This window comes from Actinoplanes sp. TBRC 11911, assembly GCF_012933445.1.
In the GTDB taxonomy this organism is placed as follows: domain Bacteria; phylum Actinomycetota; class Actinomycetes; order Mycobacteriales; family Micromonosporaceae; genus Actinoplanes.
Genome location: NZ_JABBNC010000006.1, coordinates 25,915 through 44,437, shown reverse-complemented (window position 1 = coordinate 44,437; position 18,523 = coordinate 25,915). Strand labels below are relative to the sequence as shown.

At 71.1% G+C, this 18,523-nt stretch carries 20 protein-coding genes; 7 read left to right on the top strand and 13 right to left on the bottom strand.

The window, feature by feature from the left end:
• Nucleotides 1–60: 60 nt before the first annotated feature.
• Nucleotides 61–1,278 (top strand): citrate synthase family protein, encoded by a 1,218-nt coding sequence (locus HH310_RS11080; protein ID WP_169175395.1) that lies wholly within the window; start codon nucleotides 61–63, stop codon nucleotides 1,276–1,278.
• A 7-nt stretch (nucleotides 1,279–1,285) separates the two neighbouring features.
• Here the strand turns inward: HH310_RS11080 and HH310_RS11075 are convergent, their stop codons facing one another.
• Both HH310_RS11075 and HH310_RS11070 read right to left on the bottom strand, forming a co-directional pair.
• Complete coding sequence (locus HH310_RS11075; protein WP_211192026.1) at nucleotides 1,286–2,890, bottom strand: thiamine pyrophosphate-dependent enzyme; 1,605 nt, start codon at nucleotides 2,888–2,890, stop codon at nucleotides 1,286–1,288.
• Nucleotides 2,891–2,968: 78 nt separating this feature from the next.
• Nucleotides 2,969–3,484: a MarR family winged helix-turn-helix transcriptional regulator gene (locus HH310_RS11070; RefSeq protein ID WP_169175394.1), complete on the bottom strand. Its 516-nt coding sequence runs from the start codon at nucleotides 3,482–3,484 to the stop codon at nucleotides 2,969–2,971.
• 122 nt (nucleotides 3,485–3,606) lie between these two features.
• Here HH310_RS11070 and HH310_RS11065 point away from each other — a divergent pair, with 122 nt between their 5' ends.
• Nucleotides 3,607–4,557, top strand: a complete 951-nt coding sequence (locus HH310_RS11065; RefSeq protein WP_169175393.1) for an NADP-dependent oxidoreductase — start codon at nucleotides 3,607–3,609, stop codon at nucleotides 4,555–4,557.
• Nucleotides 4,558–4,687: 130 nt separating this feature from the next.
• Here the strand turns inward: HH310_RS11065 and HH310_RS11060 are convergent, their stop codons facing one another.
• The 3 genes from HH310_RS11060 to HH310_RS11050 are packed head-to-tail and all read right to left on the bottom strand — an operon-like array spanning nucleotide 4,688 to nucleotide 7,690.
• On the bottom strand, nucleotides 4,688–5,224 hold the full coding sequence (locus HH310_RS11060; RefSeq protein ID WP_169175392.1) for an AAA family ATPase: 537 nt from the start codon (nucleotides 5,222–5,224) through the stop codon (nucleotides 4,688–4,690).
• A 17-nt stretch (nucleotides 5,225–5,241) separates the two neighbouring features.
• Entirely contained in the window at nucleotides 5,242–6,285 is a 1,044-nt protein-coding gene (locus HH310_RS11055; protein WP_169175391.1) for an alpha/beta hydrolase, read from the bottom strand.
• A gap of 10 nt (nucleotides 6,286–6,295) precedes the next feature.
• A complete protein-coding gene (locus HH310_RS11050) occupies nucleotides 6,296–7,690 on the bottom strand; it encodes a DHA2 family efflux MFS transporter permease subunit (protein WP_169175390.1) in 1,395 nt (464 codons plus the stop codon).
• A gap of 196 nt (nucleotides 7,691–7,886) precedes the next feature.
• On the opposite strand from HH310_RS11050, the gene HH310_RS11045 reads away from it, so the two are divergent.
• From HH310_RS11045 to pstS, 3 genes are all read left to right on the top strand, one after another.
• Nucleotides 7,887–8,213, top strand: a complete 327-nt coding sequence (locus HH310_RS11045; RefSeq protein WP_169175389.1) for a hypothetical protein — start codon at nucleotides 7,887–7,889, stop codon at nucleotides 8,211–8,213.
• A gap of 191 nt (nucleotides 8,214–8,404) precedes the next feature.
• Nucleotides 8,405–9,649: a hypothetical protein gene (locus HH310_RS11040; protein WP_312033964.1), complete on the top strand. Its 1,245-nt coding sequence runs from the start codon at nucleotides 8,405–8,407 to the stop codon at nucleotides 9,647–9,649.
• Nucleotides 9,650–9,659: 10 nt separating this feature from the next.
• Nucleotides 9,660–10,739 carry a phosphate ABC transporter substrate-binding protein PstS gene (gene pstS / locus HH310_RS11035; RefSeq protein ID WP_169175387.1) on the top strand — a complete coding sequence of 360 codons (1,080 nt, stop codon included), beginning with the start codon at nucleotides 9,660–9,662 and terminating at the stop codon, nucleotides 10,737–10,739.
• Nucleotides 10,740–10,894: 155 nt separating this feature from the next.
• On the opposite strand, the gene HH310_RS11030 is transcribed toward pstS, so the two are convergent.
• The 3 genes from HH310_RS11030 to HH310_RS11020 form a co-directional block, all read right to left on the bottom strand.
• A complete protein-coding gene (locus HH310_RS11030; protein WP_169175386.1) occupies nucleotides 10,895–11,737 on the bottom strand; it encodes a helix-hairpin-helix domain-containing protein in 843 nt (280 codons plus the stop codon).
• A 192-nt stretch (nucleotides 11,738–11,929) separates the two neighbouring features.
• Nucleotides 11,930–12,199 carry a GlsB/YeaQ/YmgE family stress response membrane protein gene (locus tag HH310_RS11025; RefSeq protein ID WP_169175385.1) on the bottom strand — a complete coding sequence of 90 codons (270 nt, stop codon included), beginning with the start codon at nucleotides 12,197–12,199 and terminating at the stop codon, nucleotides 11,930–11,932.
• Nucleotides 12,190–12,597: a YccF domain-containing protein gene (locus HH310_RS11020; RefSeq protein ID WP_312033963.1), complete on the bottom strand. Its 408-nt coding sequence runs from the start codon at nucleotides 12,595–12,597 to the stop codon at nucleotides 12,190–12,192. The genes HH310_RS11025 and HH310_RS11020 overlap by 10 nt, the downstream gene beginning before the upstream one ends.
• A 140-nt stretch (nucleotides 12,598–12,737) precedes the next feature.
• Here HH310_RS11020 and HH310_RS11015 point away from each other — a divergent pair, with 140 nt between their 5' ends.
• A complete protein-coding gene (locus HH310_RS11015; protein ID WP_211192025.1) occupies nucleotides 12,738–13,691 on the top strand; it encodes an MsnO8 family LLM class oxidoreductase in 954 nt (317 codons plus the stop codon).
• Between the two features lie 44 nt (nucleotides 13,692–13,735).
• On the opposite strand, the gene HH310_RS11010 is transcribed toward HH310_RS11015, so the two are convergent.
• The 4 genes from HH310_RS11010 to HH310_RS10995 are packed head-to-tail and all read right to left on the bottom strand — an operon-like array spanning nucleotide 13,736 to nucleotide 17,027.
• The gene (locus tag HH310_RS11010) at nucleotides 13,736–14,521 is read right to left on the bottom strand and encodes an ABC transporter ATP-binding protein (protein ID WP_169175383.1); all 786 of its coding nucleotides are present in this window, start codon (nucleotides 14,519–14,521) and stop codon (nucleotides 13,736–13,738) included.
• Nucleotides 14,522–14,530: 9 nt separating this feature from the next.
• Nucleotides 14,531–15,298: an ABC transporter permease gene (locus HH310_RS11005; RefSeq protein WP_169175382.1), complete on the bottom strand. Its 768-nt coding sequence runs from the start codon at nucleotides 15,296–15,298 to the stop codon at nucleotides 14,531–14,533.
• Complete coding sequence (locus HH310_RS11000; protein WP_312033962.1) at nucleotides 15,295–16,071, bottom strand: ABC transporter permease; 777 nt, start codon at nucleotides 16,069–16,071, stop codon at nucleotides 15,295–15,297. Before HH310_RS11000 ends, HH310_RS11005 begins: the two co-directional genes overlap by 4 nt.
• Nucleotides 16,068–17,027: an ABC transporter substrate-binding protein gene (locus HH310_RS10995; protein WP_169175381.1), complete on the bottom strand. Its 960-nt coding sequence runs from the start codon at nucleotides 17,025–17,027 to the stop codon at nucleotides 16,068–16,070. Before HH310_RS10995 ends, HH310_RS11000 begins: the two co-directional genes overlap by 4 nt.
• A gap of 116 nt (nucleotides 17,028–17,143) precedes the next feature.
• Here HH310_RS10995 and HH310_RS10990 point away from each other — a divergent pair, with 116 nt between their 5' ends.
• Nucleotides 17,144–17,911, top strand: a complete 768-nt coding sequence (locus tag HH310_RS10990) for an IclR family transcriptional regulator C-terminal domain-containing protein (protein ID WP_169175380.1) — start codon at nucleotides 17,144–17,146, stop codon at nucleotides 17,909–17,911.
• Between the two features lie 20 nt (nucleotides 17,912–17,931).
• Here HH310_RS10990 and HH310_RS10985 read toward each other — a convergent pair whose 3' ends face one another.
• Complete coding sequence (locus tag HH310_RS10985; protein ID WP_169175379.1) at nucleotides 17,932–18,477, bottom strand: hypothetical protein; 546 nt, start codon at nucleotides 18,475–18,477, stop codon at nucleotides 17,932–17,934.
• Between the last annotated feature and the right edge of the window lie 46 nt (nucleotides 18,478–18,523).

Genomic DNA, 18,523 nt, shown 5'->3' with positions numbered 1-18,523 from the left:
CGGTGTTACACGTACATGTTGATGTCAATGTTGATGCAGTCAATATGAGAGCATGTCCACATGGACCGGAACCCTCAGCTCGGCAACCCCCGGCTGCTCACCACCGGCGAGGTCGCCAGCCGCCTGGGCGTGAAGCCGGCGACCGTCTACGCCTACGTCAGCAGGGGCCTGCTCACCAGCCGGCGCAACGCCGACGGCAAGGCGAGCCTGTTCGCGAAGCCGGACGTCGACGCCTTCCTCGCGAGCCGCAAGCGCACCACCACGCCCGGCATCCAGACCGGCATCACGCTGATCAAGGACGGCGCCCTCTACTTCCGGGGCCGCGACGCCAGTCTGCTCGCCCGTACGGAATCCTTCGAGTCGGTCGCCTCGCTGCTGTGGACGGGCGAGCCGGAGCACATTCTGTTCGGCGCCCCGGCGGAGATCCTAGACGTGGCGAAATCGGTGGCCCTGGCATTGCCGCGCGCGGCGCGGGCCACCGACCGGCTCCGCGTGATCGTGGCAGCCGCGGCCGCGGCCGACCCGTTGCGCTTCGACACGGCTCCGGCCGCCGTGGTCGCGGCCGGCCGGGCCATGCTCGGCGCGATGGGCGCCGGTCTGCCCACCGTCATCATCCCGATCGAGCAGGAGGTCGAGGAACGCAACGGGGAGAGCGCGCTGGCCCGCACCCTTTGGTACCGCTTCACGTCGCGGCCGCCCCGCAGTCGCGACATCAACACGATGAACGCCGCCCTGGTCCTGCTGGCCGATCATGACATCGCCGCGTCGACCCTGGCCGCGCGCGTCGCCGCCTCCACCCGCGCGCATCCGTACGCCGTGGTCAGCGCCGGCCTCGCCGCCCTCGACGGACCGCTGCACGGCGCCGCGAGCGGCCTGGTGCACACCGTCCTGGCCGAGGCCATGGACCGCACCGACCCGGTCGACGCGATCGCCGACCGGCTGCGCGAGGGCAGCCCGATCCCGGGGTTCGGTCACTGGCTGTACCCGGACGGCGATCCCCGTGCCGCGACCCTGCTGGACATGCTGGACGACGGCCCGGTCCGCGAGTGTGCCGTGCACCTGATCGACGCGATGGCGGACCGCTCGGGCACGCATCCCACGATCGACTTCGCGCTGGCCGCCCTCACGCTGCAGAACAAGATGCCGCCGGACACCGGCGAGGCGATCTTCGCGGTGGCGCGCACGGCCGGGTGGCTCGCGCACGCCATGGAGGAGTACGCGGACCGCCCGTTGCGCTTCCGCCCGAGCGGCCTGTACGCCGGCGTCCACCCGCTCTGACCAGCGGTCAGCGCGGCATCGGCGCGATGTGGTGCACGTCGAGGCGCAGGTCGATGAGCACCGGCCGGGTCCGGTTCGCCACCACCTTCGCGGCCTTCTCCAGGTCGTCCATGGTGCGCACGGTCAGCCCCTCGCCGCCCAGCGCCTCCGCCAGCGGCGCCATCTCCGGCCACGCGAACAACGACAGCGACGGATCGAGTCCACGGTCGACGAACTGCACGTGCTCCGCCCCGTACCCGCCGTCGTTGCACAAAACCACGATCAGGTCCAGCCCGTATCGCGCAGCCGTCGCGAACTCCGCCAGCCCGCCGTGCATGAACCCGCCGTCCCCGCACACCATGATCACCGGCTCACCCCGGCGTCCGGCCGCCGCCCCCACGGCCGCGCCCATGCCCATGCCGATCGACCCGAAATTCAACGGCAGCACGTACGCCCGTGGGTCGCCCGGATGCAGGTGCCGGAACGCCTCCATCATGAACCGCCCGCCGTCGGTGACCAGGACGCGCCGCTGCGGCAGGATCTCGTCCAACCGGCGCAGCGCCGTCTCGACGTCGACCGTCCCGTCCTCGGTGACCGGCCGCTCGCCCATCGTCCGCTGCCCGGCCAGCCGCGCCGCCATCGCCGGGCCCCGGAAACCGCTCGGCGGCACCTCGCTCACCTCCAGCGCCTCCACCAGCACGTCGGCGACCGCGGTGGCGTCACCCTGCACGGTCACCTGCGCCTCCGGCACCATCCGGGTCTCGGCGTCCACCACCACGAGACGCTTGCCGCTGAGCAATCCACCATTGCGGGTCGTGTACGCGTTGAGCCCCGCCCCGAAAGCGATCAGCAGGTCCGCGCCATCCAGGATCTCGCGCGACACCGGACCGGACAGGCCGCCCGCGATGTCCAGGTCGTACGCCTCGCCCCGGAACAGGTCCTTGGCCTTCAACGTGGTGGCGACCGGCGCGCCGATGCGTTCGGCCAGCCGCAGCACCGACGCCCGCGCCTCGATCGCCCCGCGCCCGGCGATCACCACCGGCCGGCGCGCGGCAGCGATCTCGTCCACGGCGTGCCGGACCACCACCGGGTCCGGGATGATGTGCTGCGTCTCCGGCAGGTTGAGCGGCACGTCCCAGTAGTCGACGTCGCGCCAGGCGAAGTCCACCGGCACGTTGAACACGACGGGCCGGCGCTCCACGACCGCGCGGCGGATCGCTATCGCGAGGTCGGCGAGCGTGGTCTCGGGCGTACGGGCCTGCTCGAACCCGGCCCCGGTCGGCAGGACCACGTCGCGCTGCGGGATGTCCTGGACCGGCGGCCGGCTGGTGGTCCCGGTGTCGCCGGCGATGAGCAGCATCGGGGTGCGGCCGCGGACGCCCTCGACCAGGCCGGTGAGCGTGTTCGTCAGGCCGGGACCGTGGGTGACCGTGACGACGCCCAGCCGCCCGGTCAGCTCGGCGTACCCGAACCCCATGAACATGGCGCCGGCCTCGTGCGCCGCCGCGACGTACTCGCCGCCGTTCTCGACGAAGCTGTGCACCAGGAACATGTTCGCGTCGCCGATCAGGCCGAACATCGCGCGCACCCCGTGCCCGGCCAGAGCCCGTGCGATCGCCGCGTGCAGCTTCACCGCCGATTACCTCCCCGCCGTTGGTTGCTTCCCTCCTCAACGGCCGCCCCCGATCGGCGTTCGGCGACGAGACGACGGTCACGCGGGCGGCGGGTCGATCTCGCTGAAGACGGTCGAGGGGGAGGGGCGCCCGGGATCCACGGCGCGGGCGATGCGTTCCCCGATCGCGCGGAACTGGCGCTGCTGGGCCTTGGTGAGCGGGTCGAAGACCAGGCGGCGCACCTCGGCCACGTGCCCGGGCGCGGTGGCGACCACCTTCGTCCACCCGTCGTCGGTCAGCGTGGCCAGCGTGAACCGGCCGTCGGCCGGGTCCGGGCGGCGGGTGACCAGCCCGCGACTTTCCAGGCGGCCCACCACCTGCGACAGCCGGGGCAGTGAACCCTCGGCGAAGTCGGCGAGCACGCTCATCCGCATCGTCCGGCCGGGTGCCATCGAGAGGCCGGCCAGCACCTCGTACTCGAAGTGGCTGATTCCGGCGTCGCGCTGCAGCTGCGCGTCCAGCGCGCCCGGCAGCCGCGCGACCAGGCTGGTCACCGCGAACCAGGTCTCGCGTTCCTCCGCGTCGAGCCAGCGCGGCTCCGGCAACTCGTCCATGCGCCGATCATAACCGGTGACTTCATGCTTGAAGTGACAAGCACCTCTCATGACTTGCATCGTGAAGTCATGCGTGGCTAGGTTTCAGTTAACGCGTGAACTGAAACGCTCAAGGAGAACCCATGCGCGCACTACACGTCCCGGCCGCCGGTCAGGCCCCGCAGCTCGCTGAGCTGCCGATCCCGGAGGTCACCGACGGGCAGGTATTGATCAGGGTGAAGGCCGCCGGGCTCAACCCGCTGGACAACGGCGTCGCCGCCGGCGCGCTGACCGGCATGCTGCCGCACGAGTACCCGCTGATTCTCGGCCGGGACGCGGCCGGTGTGGTGGAGGCCGTCGGGGCCGGCGTCGAGCACGTCCAGCCCGGCGACGAGGTGATCGGGCACGTCCTGCTGGCACCGCCGATCCGGCAGGGCACCCTGGCCGAGTTCGCGCTGCTGCCCGCCGAGGCCGTCGCGCTCAAGCCGGCCGGCCTCAGCTTCGCCGCGGCCGCCGCCCTGCCGCTGGCCGGTGCCGCCGCCGTCGCGACTATCGACGCGGTCGACGCGCAGCCCGGCCAGGTCGTCCTCGTCAACGGCGCGACCGGCGGCGTCGGCTCGTTCGCCGTGCAGCTCCTCGCCGCCCGCGGCGTGACCGTGGTCGCCACCGGCACCGCCACCGACGCCGAGCGGCTGTCCCAGCTGGGCGCGACCACCGTCGTCGACCACACCGGCGAGCCGGTCGCCGAGCAGGTCCGGGCCGTCTACCCGGACGGCGTCGACGCGCTGATCGACCTGGCCTCGACCGACGCCGCCACGGCACCGCTCGGCGCGGTCCGCAAGGGCGGCCGGGTCGCGGCCCTGAGCTCGGTCGCCGGCCTCGAGGACGCCCTCGCCGAGGCCGGGCTGACCGGCGGCGGCCTGCTGGCCCGGGCCGCTCGCGAGGTCACCGGCCCGCTGGCCGAGCAGGCCGCGGACGGCTCCCTCGCCGTCGACGTCACCACGGTGCTGCCGTTCGACCGCGCCACCGAGGGCCTCGCCGCCCTCGCCGCCGGCCACGCCCGCGGCAAGACCGTCATCACGATCCAGGACTAACCGCCGCCGCCCTCCCGGCACGGTCCGGGAGGGCGGCCATCATCCGGTTCCGAGGGCGGCCGCTAATCGGGGGCGAGCGATCAACGAGGGCGGCCGTCACTCCGCTCCGAGCGCGCCGTGGCGGCCGCCCTCACTGCGGACCGAGCGCAGCCGTCCCTCGGCGCCGGCGTCCGTTCCGCGCCGCGAACTGCACGATGTCATCGATCCCCGGCGAGTAACCGTGGTCGGTATCCACCAGCAGCGTCGCGAAGTCCCCGCTGATCGGCCGCCACGTGTCGGCCGCCACCGGTCGCCCCGGATGGGCCGCGCGCTCGCCCCGGGCGGCGACCCGCTCGCGCGCGATGTCCGGCGTCACCACGCAGCGGATCACCCGCACCGACGCCGGCAGCTCCAGCAGCGGACGCCACAACCCGTTCTGGAACGCCGCCTCGGCCACCACCGTCACCCCGGCACGGACCAGGCCGGACACCGTGTCGACGAAGGTGCGGTACGTGTGCAGCAGATCCCGATCGGGCGTGCCCGCGTGCACGATGCCCTCGCGGATCTCGTCGCGGCAGATCGCCGGGCAGCCGATCATCGTGGCGAGGGCGTGCGCCAGCGTCGTCTTGCCGGCGCCCGGCGGTCCGCTGACGACAATCAGCGTCGGGCACGCGGCGCCGGGGGACATTGACCGATCGTATCGGCTCAGCCGCTCGTCACGTCGTCGGCGCGCACGAACGGGGAGGCGGGAGCGTGCCATGGCGTACCCCGGAAGCTGGTCGCGAGAAACGCGTCCAGGTAGCCGCCGGTGATGTCGAGCGTCTGCCGGCCGTCGCGGCTGCCGAGCGGCAGCAGCCGCCGCACCGGCCAGGCCAGGCGATACACGGCGTAGTCGGTGAAGGCCAGCTTTCCGGCGCCGCCGATCGTGTACGCCATGACGGGCCCCCGGCCGGCCGAAGAACCGGAGTTCAGCAGCAACCGCGGCCGGGACAGTGCCGGGCTGCCGGCCAGCATCGTCCCGGCCAGCGACACCGCACCGGCACAGTGCTCGTCGCTGTGACACGCCGAGACAGCGGCCGCCGCGCCCAGCTCGTGCCCCACGTAGACGACCCGGGACGGATCGACGTGCCCGTTGTACTGCACCGCGGTCCGGGCCGCCGCGAACCGGGCGTCCGCCGCCCACACCGACACGATCGAGGCGAGCACCGTCCCGTTCTGGTCCGTCGGATCACCGGCCCGCGAAGCCGGGACCGGGTGCCCGTTCAGCACCGTCAGTTTCGCGCTGTAGGTGGGTGTGACGCCGGCGACGAAGTATCCGCGGGCTGCCATCCCGGCCGCGATCGCCTGGTACTGCGGCGCGCTCAGCCCGAGCCCGGGCAGCAGCACCACCACTGGGAACCGGCCCGGCGACTGCGGCGGATCGACCCGGGTGCCGGTCCGGATGTGATCGAAACCGGTCTCGGCGATGCCGTACCGGTGCAGCCCCCGCCACGCTCCGGGGGCGTACCGGGACGGGGCGCCCTTGCCGGGCACCGCCGGATACCACACCCAGGCGGACAGCGTGCGTGGCTCGCCACCGTTCGGCGAGAACTGGTCGTAGCGCGAACGGTCGGTCCAGTCGTGCATGCCGACGCCCACCGCGAACGGGCCGGACGGACCGACGTCGACCGCGGCGCGGGACTGGCCCGTGGCGTACCCGATGAGCCCCGCCAGCACGACGATCACCGAAACCACAACGATCCGCCGCATTCGCGGCATGTTAATGGACCGGGGCCAGGGTGCTGTCCGGAGCCATCCGTTCGGTGGTCCCCCTCGCCCAGCGCCCGGTGGTGAGCAGGCCGAGGAGGAAGATCGCCACGCCCAGGAACACGATGATCCACCAGGCGGGATGGCTCGCGTGCACGAGGTCGGTGCTGCCGGACACCACCGCGCCGATCACCGCCACCCCCAGCGAGCCGCCGACCTGCCGGCTGGTCGACGCGATCGCCGCCGCCACCCCGGCCTGCTCGCGCGGCATCCCGGAGACGGCCGTGTTGGTGATCGGGGCGTTCACCATCGAGAACCCGATCCCGAACAGCACATAGCTGATCCACAGGTGCCAGGCCGGTGTCGTCGCGGTGATCTGCGTGAACGGCAGGATGCCGGCCACGAATGCCACCCCGGCGACCAGCAGCGGAAGACGGGCGCCGCGCGCGGCCACGATCCGGCCGGACAGCGGCGCGCCGATCAGGATCATCGCGGCCATCGGCAGCTGGTACAGCCCGGCGTGCAGCGTCGACAGGCCGCGGACCTCCTGCAGGTAGATCGTGTTCAGGAACAGGAAGCCGGCCAGCGAGGCGAACGCGCACACCGCGATGACGGTGGCGCCGCTGAACGGGACGCTGCGGAAGAACCGCAGGTCGAGCAGCGGTTCCCGGCGGCGCGGCTCGTAGGTCAGCAGACCTGCCAGGGCCGCGGCGCCGACCACGAAGCACGCCACGATCTCGGCCGAGCCCCAGCCCCGCGACGGCCCTTCGATGATCCCGTACGTCACGGTGGCGAGCAGCACCAGCACCATGACCTGGCCGACGGGGTCGAGCCGGCGCGGATGCGGCGCCTTGGACTCGGGCACGAAGCGCATCGCCATCACGAAGGCGGCGATCCCGAACGGCACGTTGATCCAGAAGATCGCGCGCCAGGTCAGCGACTCCACCAGGACGCCGCCGAGCAGCGGGCCGAGCGCCTGGCTGAAGCCGATCACGGCACCCCACACCCCGATCGCCCGGGCCCGCTCGCGTGGCTCGCGGAAGACGTTCGTGATGATCGACAGCGCCACCGGGTTGAGCATCGAGCCGCCGACCGCCTGCAGCGCGCGGAACGCGATCAGCCAGCCGAGGCTGGGCGCCACGCTGCACAGCAGCGACCCGATCGTGAACAGGGTCAGCCCGGTCTGGAAAACTCGGCGCCGGCCCAGCCGGTCGCCGGTCGAGCCGCCGAGAACGAGCAGGCTGGCGAGGACCAGCGTGTACGCGTCGATGATCCACTGAAGCCCGGACGTGGACGCGTGCAGGTCCACGCGCAGCGACGGAAGGGCGATGTTCACGATCGTGTTGTCGAGCCCGACGATGAACAAGCTCGTACAGCAGATCGCCAGGACGAGGTAGCGACGCGACACGATTTAGATATATCCGCGTTCTGCTTGTTTCATCCGGCAAGGTTCATCACAGCAGCTCGTCGCGCCTGCCGGATTGCTTGACGGGGGAAGCACCGGAAAGGCCGAGGTGATGAGCGACGCAGGTCTGTATACGAAGGACCCCGGGCGTCGTATGGTGGTCGAGCGGCTGAACGCAGGGTAACGAAAGGTGCTTCCCATGCGGAGCTCTGCTCTAGAGGTGCGGACGAGCGCCGACGGCAGTGTCGTGATCGCCCCGCACGGATCGGTGGGACTCGACAAGGCGGTCGAGCTCCGCCAGGTGCTGGTGCACACGGTCCGCCGCATCCGCCCGTTGCGCCTGATCCTGGATTTGTCCGACGTTCCCGAGCTGGACCCGATCAACCTCGGATCGGTCGCCGCCGTCTGTGATCTGGGGGACGATCTGCAAGTCGCGGTCTTCGTGCACAATCCGACCAGTGCGCTCGCCCAGCAACTGACAGCGGCCGGTGTTCCTCACCAACGGTTACGACAAGCCGCTGTTTGATTCGCCACCTTTCGCAAATTGGCGATTAACGCCGGGTGAACGGCCGGAATTGCTGATCCCGCCGTTCGGGTGAATGGCGTCCGTGCATTACCGTGACGGCCGTGCCCGCAGTTTTAGAGGCGACGCGATCTCTTACCCGCCGGGCTGTCCGGCCCGAGACACCCGCCCGTTTGCGCCTTCTGGTCGTCCTCGTGACGGCCGTCGCGGCCGCGTTGCTCGTGTCCACCAGCCTGCTCATGGCCCGGGTGCAGAGCCAGGTGCGGACCATCGGCGACGTGGCCGCCCCGCAGGCGGCCACCGCGGCGGATCTCTACTTCGCACTCAGCGACATGGACGCTTCTGCCGCCCGGATGGTTCTCACCGGTGACAACGACGCGCTGGCCGGCACCCAGGCCGACGCGCTCGGCACCTACCAGCAGCGCAGCGACCAGGTCGACGCCGACCTGCAGAAGTCGCTGACCACGGCGACCGGGGCGGAGAGCCGGGCGATCGTGCTCGAGCTGCTCGGCCACCTCGCGGTCTACCGGGAACGCGTGTGGCAGACGCTCACCGCCGGGGACGCCGCGCCCGGGTACTACACGCAGGCCACCAACGTGCTGCACCTCGACCTGTTGCCGGCCGCGCAGCGGCTCAAGAACGCGAGCGAGGGACAGCTTGCCGAGGCGTACGCGGGAAAGCGGTTGACCCAAGGGTGGGCGACGGGCCTGGCGGTTGTCCTCGGGGTCGTTCTCGCCGCGCTGCTGATCGGGCTGCAGGTGTGGCTGGCGCGGCGGTTCCGGCGCGTGCTGAACCCGGCGCTGCTGCTGGCCACCGTGCTGGTGGTGGCGCTGCTCGTCCCGCTGACCACGGTGCTGAGCCTGCAGGCGCGCTGGCTGGGCGCGGCACGCGACGACAGCCTCACGCCGTTCCTGGCGCTGTCGCAGGCGCGGGCGATCAGCTACGACGCCGCCGCCGACACGAGCCGGTATCTGATCAGCGACAACCTCGCCTACTACGAACAGGACTTCGCCACCAAGTCCGGCTGCCTGGGCAAGGGCGGCGGGTGCGGCACCGGCGGCGGGTCGATCACCGGCGGGCTGTCCGCGGTGGCCGGCGGCAGCGACGTGAGCCCGGACGCGGCCGGGCAGGTGGTTTCCCGCTGGAGCGCCTACGAGCGGGACCACAAGGCCATCGTCGCGCTGGCGCGGCAGGGCCGGGACGCGGCCGCGATCGACCAGCTCACCGGCATCCGGCGCGGCGCGGCGGCCTTCGACTTCTCCTACTACGACGCCGCGGTGGCGCGGATCGCGGACGACCGCAAGGCCGCCTTCGACGACGCCATGGACGACACCGAGACCCTGCTGACCGGCTGGGCCGTCATCCCGCTGGTGGTGCTCGGCCTGGTGATGTTGCTGGTGCTGGTGGGGGTTCGCCGGCGCCTTGCCGAGTACCGCTGAAGGGGCTGCCATGAATTCGCCTTCCTCGCGCCGGCGCCGCGTTCCGCTTCGCACGGCGGCCGCGCTCGCGATCCTCCTGTCCACCGCGGCCTGCTCGGCGTCGCGGGGGGAGGCGGCCCCGGCGAACATCGCGTGCGCGTCCGGCTCGGTGAAAGCACAAGGGTCGTCGGCGCAGACCAACGCGGTCAACGCCTGGATCAAGAACTACCAGGTGAGCTGTCCGGATGCGACGATCGCCTACGACAGCGCCGGCTCCGGGGCCGGGGTGCGGGCGTTCGCGGACGGCACCGGGGACTTCGCCGGTTCCGACTCGGCGCTGACCGCGGAGACGTTGCCGGGCGTGACGGCCCGCTGCGGCGGCCCGGTGGTGCACCTGCCGATGGTGGTGGGGCCGATCGCGCTGGCCTTCAACGTCGCCGGCGTGTCGTCGCTGCTGCTGACGCCCGCGGTGATCGCGCAGATCTTCCGCGGCACGATCACCACCTGGAACGACAAGGCGATCGGCGCCCTGAATCCCGGCGTCCTGCTGCCCGCCACGCCCATTCGCACGGTCCACCGATCCGACTCCTCCGGCACGACGGACAATTTCACGAAGTTTCTGGCGGCCACCGCCGGCGCTGATTGGCAATTCGGCAGCGACGCCAATTGGCCCGCGCCCGGCGGCTCCGCACAGAAGGGAAGCAACCGCGTGGTCGCCGCGATCGAGCGCACCGACGGCGCGATCGGTTACGTCGAGTCGTCGTATGCGAGCTTCCACAATCTGCCCACCGCCCGCGTGCGCAATGCCGCCGGCCAGTACCCGGCATTGACCGACGCCGCGGCCGCCGAAATGGTCGCCGGCGCCCGGGTGACCGGTGCGGGCGGCGACCTGCAGCTGGCGATCGACTATCGCAACGCGACCCCCGGGGCGTACCCGATCGTCCTGGTCACCTACGAGATCCTCTGCCGCGCCCACACGTCGGCGCTGGCCAAGAGCTTCCTCACGTACGCCTCGAGCCCCGCCGGCCAGCAAGCGGCGACCGACCTGGGCTATGCACCGCTCCCGGAGGGGCTGCGCACCAAGGTGGCCGCCGCGGTGGCCGCGTTGTAGCAGCCCCGTCGCGGGGGGCCGAGTCAAAGCGCGGCGGAGCGGGTCAAGCGCCGCCGGCTTGCTGGGAGCGCGGAAATGCCCGGCGAGTCGGGGACTCACCGGGCATTCGTCGTGGCGCGAAAACCCTTACGCATCGGGGCCTCCGCGGTGCTGGTTCAGTTGGTGGTGTCGAGGAGCTGCTTCGCCCGCTCGGGCCAGTTGGCGAGGCCCGGAGCGGAGCGCACGCCCGCGGTGGTGAGTGCCGCGCGCAGGGCGGCGGCGTCCGAGTCGGCGACCTGGCGCCAGGTGGTGATGCCGGCGGCGGACAGCGCCTGCGCCGTCTTCGGACCGATGCCCGGGATCTTCGTGAGATCGTCGGACCCGGCGACGGCCACCGCTGCCGGGCTCGGCACGGCCGCGACGGCGACCGGCTCGGCCTCGGCCGGCTCGGCGGCGGACGGTTCGTCCACCGGCTTCGCCTGGGCCGGAACGGTCACGACCGGCTCCGGGTCGGCGATGGGCTCGGCCGCGGGCTCGATCTCCGCAACGGGCTCGGCGACGGGCTCCGTTTCGGCAACGGATTCCGCGACGGGCTCCGTCTCCGCGGCCGTGGTGACGAGCTCGGGCTCGGCGACCGGCTCGGCGGTGACGCCGACCGGCTCGGCGGCCTTGCCGTTGAGAGCCTGCTTGCCGTTGAGAGCGGGCGAGGCGACGGCACTCGGGGCCGGGTCAACGGCGGCCGGGGCCTCGGGGGAAAGGGCGGCCATCGTGACCGGCTCGGCGACCTCCGACCCGACCGCCGTGGTGGCGGTCGGCGCGTCGTCGGCCGGTTCGAGGTCGGCGGCCGCCTCGGCCGCCACCGCGGAGGCCGTGAGCGGCTCCGGGGACGGCGCGGCGCTGGCGGGCTGGGGTGCGGGAGCCTCGGCCTGGCCGGTGCCGGCGCCGCGGGCGCCGCGCGCGAACCAGCCGGCTACGAGGCCGACCACGACCCCGGCGACCAGGTAGAGGATTGATGCCATGAAAGGGCCTCCGGACAAATGTGAGAACAGCGAACGCTGCTGATGTAGCGCGCAGCTTTGCACATCCCGGTATTTGCGCACCATGAGGGTGCCATCCGGCCACCCGGAAGCGGACGAAATATTACCTATGGTCAGGACAACGACGCGCTCCGCCTTGATAAACGAGGCGGAGCGCGACGGGAAACGATCGTGCTAGGACTTCGTGACGGAGCTCCGGCGGGAAATCAGCAGCACGCCCAGGGCCGCCACGATCACCTGGAGGAAGAGCTCGAGCCAGTCGATGCCGCGGGTTTCGTCCCACCCGAACAGGCTGGCGAGGAACGTGCCGATGAACGCGGCGACCACGCCGATGAGAAGGGTCAGCCAGATCGGGATGTTCTGCTTGCCGGGCACCACGAGGCGGCCCAGCGCGCCGATGATGAGGCCGACGATGATGGCGGTGAAGATGCCGCTTATCTCCATGACTGCTCCTCGACTCGGGGGTTATCGACGTCGACGATCTGGCGGCCCAGCGGCCAGAACGCGACGGGGACGAGCTTGAAATTGGCGATACCGAACGGGATACCGATGATCGTCACACATTGGGCGACACCGGTGACGATGTGACCGAGCGCGATCCACCACCCGGCCAGCACGACCCACAGCACGTTCGCGATGCCGGAGGCGACCCCGGCGGAGGGGCGGCTCACGACCGTCCGGCCGAAGGGCCACAGCGCGTAGCCCGCGATGCGCAGCGCTGCCACGCCGAACGGAATCGTGACGATCAGGACGAAGCAGAGCAGGGCGGCGAGCCCGTACCCGATGGCGAGTAAGAGGCCGCTACCGAAGATGAACCACAACACGTTCAGGATGAAGCGCACGCCTACAGTCTGACGCCGCCACGCCACCCCGTTAGTAGCGCCCGTACCCTGGTCTTTCCCCGAGATGCTGCCGGGTTCAGCGCTGTGACAACACAGTCTCTACCGGTACGAGACGGCCGAAAGCGGCTACCTTGGCCCGGGTGATCGACATTCCGGTATCCGCGTTGGAACTGCTCGCGGTCGACACCGCGACCCCGGCACTGGACGTCGCGGGCGTCATCGACGTCGCGCAGGGCCTGCAGCGATCCGGCTACCGCAGAGTCTGGTACGCGGAGCATCACGCCTCGGCCCACATGATCGCCTTCCCGCCCGCCGTGGTCGCCGCCCGCGTCGCGTCGGCGACCACGGACATCCGGGTCGGCACCGGCGGCGTGCTGGCCGTCAACCACGCCCCGCTCGCGCTCGCCGAGCAGTTCGCGGCGTTGACCGCCTTCTTCCCCGGCCGCATCGACCTCGGCGTCGGCCGTGGCCCCGGCACCTACGACAAGGAGACGGTCCGGGCCCTGCGGCAGGGCCGCGACCCGGCCACCGACGACGAGTACGAGGCGAATCTGGCCGAGCTGCTGCGACTCGCGAGCGAGCATCCCGTGGCCGCCGAGCCGTGGCTGCTCGCCTCCAGCCCGAACGGCGCGGCGGTGGCCGCGCGGCTCGGCCTGCCGATGGCCTTCGCCCATCACCTCCGGCCACAGAACACCCCCGAGTCGGTGGAGCGCTACCGCCGGGAGTTCCGGCCGTCGCGGTGGAGCGACACCCCGCGGCTGATGCTCAGCGTCGCGGCCTTCTGCGCCGAGGACGAGGCGCACGCCGCCTACCTGGCCCGGCCGCTCGAGTTTCTGCGCGCGCGGATCGCCGGCGGCCAGACCGAGGTGCCGATCCCGGACCCGGCCACCGCCGCGAGTTACGAGTTCACGCCGGACGAGAACGCGGCGGCCGTGGCATCGCGCGAGCACGTCGCGCAGGGCACCCCGGATCAGGTCCGGGCCCGGCTGACCGAGATGGCCGGCCGCTTCGGTGCCGACGAGCTCATCGTGTGGTCGATGATCGTGGACGCGAAGGACCGGGCCCGCTCCTACGAGTTGATCATGCAGTCGTAGCGGCCCGGCACCGGCGGCGGCGGACCACCGGCGCCGGGGGTCTCTCACACCGTCGTCGCCGGCCGGCCCCGCTTCGCCGCCTGGATCTGCTCGTAGACGTGCGTCCGCAACGCGGTGAACCGGCTGTCCGCCCGCGTGTGCAACTGGTCCCGGGCCGCCGGCAGGTCCACCACCAGCTCGTCCTGCACGACCGTCGGCGACGAGGACAGCATCACCACGCGCTGCCCGAGATAGACCGCCTCGTCGATGTCGTGTGTGACGAACAGGATCGTCACCCTCAGCCGCTGCCACAACGACCGCACCAGATCCTCCAGATCGGCGCGGGTCTGCGCGTCGACCGCCGCGAACGGCTCGTCCATCAGCAGCGTCGTCGGCTCGTAAGCCACCGCCCGGGCGATCGCCACCCGCTGCTGCATGCCGCCGGACAGCTGCCACGGGTAGGACGACTCGGTGCCGGCCAGCCCGACCGCATCGAGGGCCTCGCCGACCAGCTCGAGGCGACGCGTACGGGGAATCCTCTTTTGTTTGAGGGGGAGTTCGACGTTGTCCCGCACGCTCATCCACGGGAACAGGCTGCGCCCGTACTCCTGGAACACCATCGCGAGACCGGGCGGCGGACCGGCCACCTCATGCCCGTCGATGCGTACCGTCCCGGCGGTGGGGTCGAGCAGCCCGGCCAGACAGCGCAGCAGCGTGGTCTTGCCGCAGCCGGACGGGCCGACCAGGCAGACCAGGTCGCCGGTGTCCACGTGGAACGTCAGGTCGCGCAGCGCCTCCACGTCCCCGCTGCCGGAGCGGTAGACCTTGCGTAGTCCCTTGACCTCGAGCATCCGCGCCCCTTAAGACCTGCGCTGCGCTTCGCGCAGACCGTCGTACCAGCGAAGTGCCCGCCGCTCGGCGAGCCGGAACAGCAGCGACAGCGCGAAACCGAGCAGGCCGAGCAGGATGATCCCGCTCCACATCTCCGGGATCGCGAAGCTGCGCTGGAATTGCACGATGGTGAAGCCGAGACCGTTGCTCGCGGCGAACATCTCACTGATCACCATCAGGATGATCGCGATGGACAGCGCCTGCCGCAGACCGGCCGCGATCTGCGGCGAGGCGGACGGCAGGACCACGCGCGCGATCCGGGCGGGGCCGGTTATCCCGTACGCCCGTGCGGTGTCGGCCTGCACGGAATCCACCGCCCGTACGCCCTCGACGGTGTTCAGCAGGATCGGCCAGATACATCCGAACACGATCACGATGACCTTCATGCCGTTACCGATTCCGGCGAACAGCATGATGACCGGGACCAATACCGGGGGCGGAATGGCCCGGAAGAACTCGAGCACCGGTTCGAGGGTGGCGCGCAGCCGCCGGTTCAGGCCGATCGCGACGCCCAGCGCGATGCCGATGACGGCGGCGAGGGCGTAGCCGGCGGCGAGCCGCAGCAGGCTGGGGACGACGTCGGCGCGCAGCCGCTCGGGTGTCCACGTGTCCGCGAACGCGCGCAGGATGTCCTTGAGCGGCGGGGCGTAGAAGTTCTCGCTGCCGTTGCTGAGCACGAACCAGAGCACGAAGAGGATCAGGGGCAGGCCCACGGCGTACGCAAGCTTCTTGATCATGCGGGAATCTCCCCCCGGACCGACTGGTGCCACGCGAGGGAGCGCCGCTCGAACGCGCGGGCGGCCACGTTGATCGCGACGCCGAGCAGCCCGGTGACGGCGATCAGGGCGTACATGGTGGGAATGGCTCCGGAGCTTTGCGCCACCGCGATGGACTGGCCCAGGCCGGGGGCGCCGATCACCAGTTCCGCGGTGACGGCGAGGATCAGCGCCACCGCGGCGGCCAGCCGGACGCCGGTGAACACGTACGGCAGGGCGGTCGGCCAGAGCACGTAGCGGATCCGGCCCCACGTGGTGAAGCGGAAACTGTGCGCGGTCTCGGCGGCGACCGGGTCGACGTCCGCCACACCGTACAGGACCTGGACCAGCACCTGCCAGAACGCGGCGTAGACCACCAGCAGCAGGGTCGAGCCCAGGTCGGTGCCGTAGAGCAGCACCGCGAGGGGGATCAGCGCGACCGACGGGATCGGGCGCAGGAACTCCACGGTGGACGCGGTCGCCGCGCGCAGCACCGGCACCGCACCGATCGCGATGCCGGCGACCACGCCCGCGACGACGGCGATGAGAAGGCCGATCGCCCACGCGTACAGGGTGTCGCCGAGCGCCCGCCACAGGTCGCCGGTGGAGATCTCGTCTTGCAACGCGCCGAGGATTCTGGTCGTGGGCGGCAGGTAGCGGTCGTCGACCAGGCCGAGCCGGGGGAGCAGCTCGACCAGGACGAGCAGCCCGGCCAGTCCGGCCAGGCCGAGGCTCACTTTCGTCAGGGCTCTCACGGCAGGAGCTTGCTCAGATCAGGGGTCGCGCCGCCGAAGATGCCGTCCTGCTGGCCGAGCTTGGCCAGGGTTTCCACCGACGCCTCGTTGATCTGCGTGGGCCACCGGGGCAGGGTCAGCGAATCCCGCGTCTTTTCATCGATCTTCGTGTACGAACCCAGGATCGCCCGCACCTCGTCGGGGTGGCCGTCGGCGTACGTGAGGGATTCGTTTATCGCGTCGGTGAACCGCTTGACCAGATCGGGGTTGTCGGACTGGAGCTTGGTCGAGACGAAGTACGCGGCGACGGTCAGGTCGGGCGCGGCATCGACGTAGTTCCAGGCCACCACGCGTCCGCCGGCCGCCTTGATCTCCGACAGCTGGGGTTCCACCACCCACGCGGCATCCACCTGTCCACCTTGCAGCGCGGCGGGCATGTTGGGGAAGGGCATTTCGACGAAGTTGATTCCGCTCGGGTCGCCGCCGGCCTTGCGCACCGACTCGCGCACGGTGGTGTCGCCGATGTTCTTCAGCGTGTTCACCGAGATCTTCTTGCCGGCCAGGTCGGCCGCGGTCGTGATCGGGCTGTCCGCCTTCACCGTCACCCCGCCGAAGTCGGCCCCGGACTTGCCGGTCGACGCCACGCCGTTCGCGACCACTTTGATCGGCACGTTCTTGGTCTGCGCGATCAGCAGCGAGGTGATGTTGCTGAAGCCGAACTGGAACTGGCCGCTGACCACGCCGGGCACGATCGCGGCGCCGCCCTGCCCGCTCTCCAGCGTCAGCTCGATGTCGCGGGTCTTGAAGAAGCCCTTCTGCTGGCCCAGGTAGATCGGTGCGACGTCGACGATCGGGATGACGCCGACCTTGACCTGATCGACGCCGCCCTCTTTTTCCGGCGCTGTCCCGCCCGAGGAACTGCACGCGCCGACCACCGTCAACGCCGCTATTGCTGCCACTATCTGCACGCGTCGCATGGCTTTCCTTCCGTTTTGGGGGTCGCGTGTTCGCTCTGCGAACGGAAGTTCACATGGAGAACGCTATGATGTGGCTCGTGTCACGTCAACGATCTTCCTCGATCCGGCTCTGAGCCGTGACCCGCGAACCGCACCACGTCCAGTCCCTCGAGCGCGGGCTCGCGGTGATCCGCGCCTTCGACGCCCGGCGGCCCGAGCTGACCCTCAGCGAGGTCGCCAAGATCTGCGATCTCACCCGCGCGGCCGCCCGCCGGTTCCTGCTCACCCTGGCCGATCTCGGGTACGTGCGCAGCGACGGCCGGTTCTTCTCGCTGACCCCGCGGGTGCTCGAGCTCGGCTACGCGTTCCTGTCCAGCCTGTCCGTGCCCGAGGTCGCCGCGCCGCACCTGGAACGCCTGGTGGCCGAGGTGCACGAGTCCTCGTCACTGTCCGTCCTGGACGCCGACGACATCGTGTACGTGGCCCGCGTGCCCACCAGCCGCATCATGACGGTCGCGATCACGGTCGGCACGAGATTTCCCGCGTACGCCACGTCGATGGGCCGGGTGCTGCTGGCTTTTCTCCCGCCCGACGCGTTGTCGTCGTACCTGGAGCGCGTGCCGCTGGCCCGGCTGACCAACCGGACCGTGCCCACGGCTTCTGACCTCGGGGCGGAGCTGGCGCGTGTGCGCGAGCAGGGGTACGCGATCGTCGACCAGGAACTGGAGGAGGGGCTGCTGGCGATCGCGGCGCCGATCCACGACCGCTCGGGTGGGGTGGCCGGCGCGGTGAACATCTCGGCGCACGCCGCCCGGGTGACGGTCGAGGAGATGCGGGCCCGCTTCCTGCCCCGGCTGCTGTCCGCGACCGCCGCGATCGACGCCGACCTGCGCCGCACGACCTGATCAGACGTCGTGCCAGGCCCCTACGACGTGCGGACCAGCGGTTCGAGGGCCCGGCCACGCCAGCTGGACCAGCGACTTTGAAACAAGGCGAACCCGGCGCCGGCCCGGCCGCGCAAGGTCAGGTGGTAGACGTCGCGCAGGATGGCGAGGTAGAGGCGCAGGTTGCTGTCGGCGACCCGGTAGAGGGTGGGTTTGCCGCTGCCGGTCGACAGCGGCTGGTCGCCGGCGAGCACCTGTTTGTCGTCGGTGAGCTGCCGCAACAACGGGGACAGCGTGCCGGAGGTGACGGCACCGCCGCGCCCGCCGGCGGTACTGGCGATGCTCGCGTAGGCGCGGACGTCGCCGCCCACCGCTTCGAGGACGCGCCGGGCGATGTCCGGATTGGGAAACTCCGATGCCAGGGACTGCTCCGGCACGGTGAACAGCGGCGATGCCGGGTCGGCGCACTCGTCGCGGAGATAGTCGTCCGCCGATGTCCCGGCCGGCCAGCGCAGCAGAACTCCCGGCAGGCCGCCGGTGATCAGGTGCGCGTCGATGGCGTCCGACCCGGCCAGGCCGGCGAACATACGGCTCCCAAGGTAGATGCAGTCTACGTAGATTGAATCTACATCG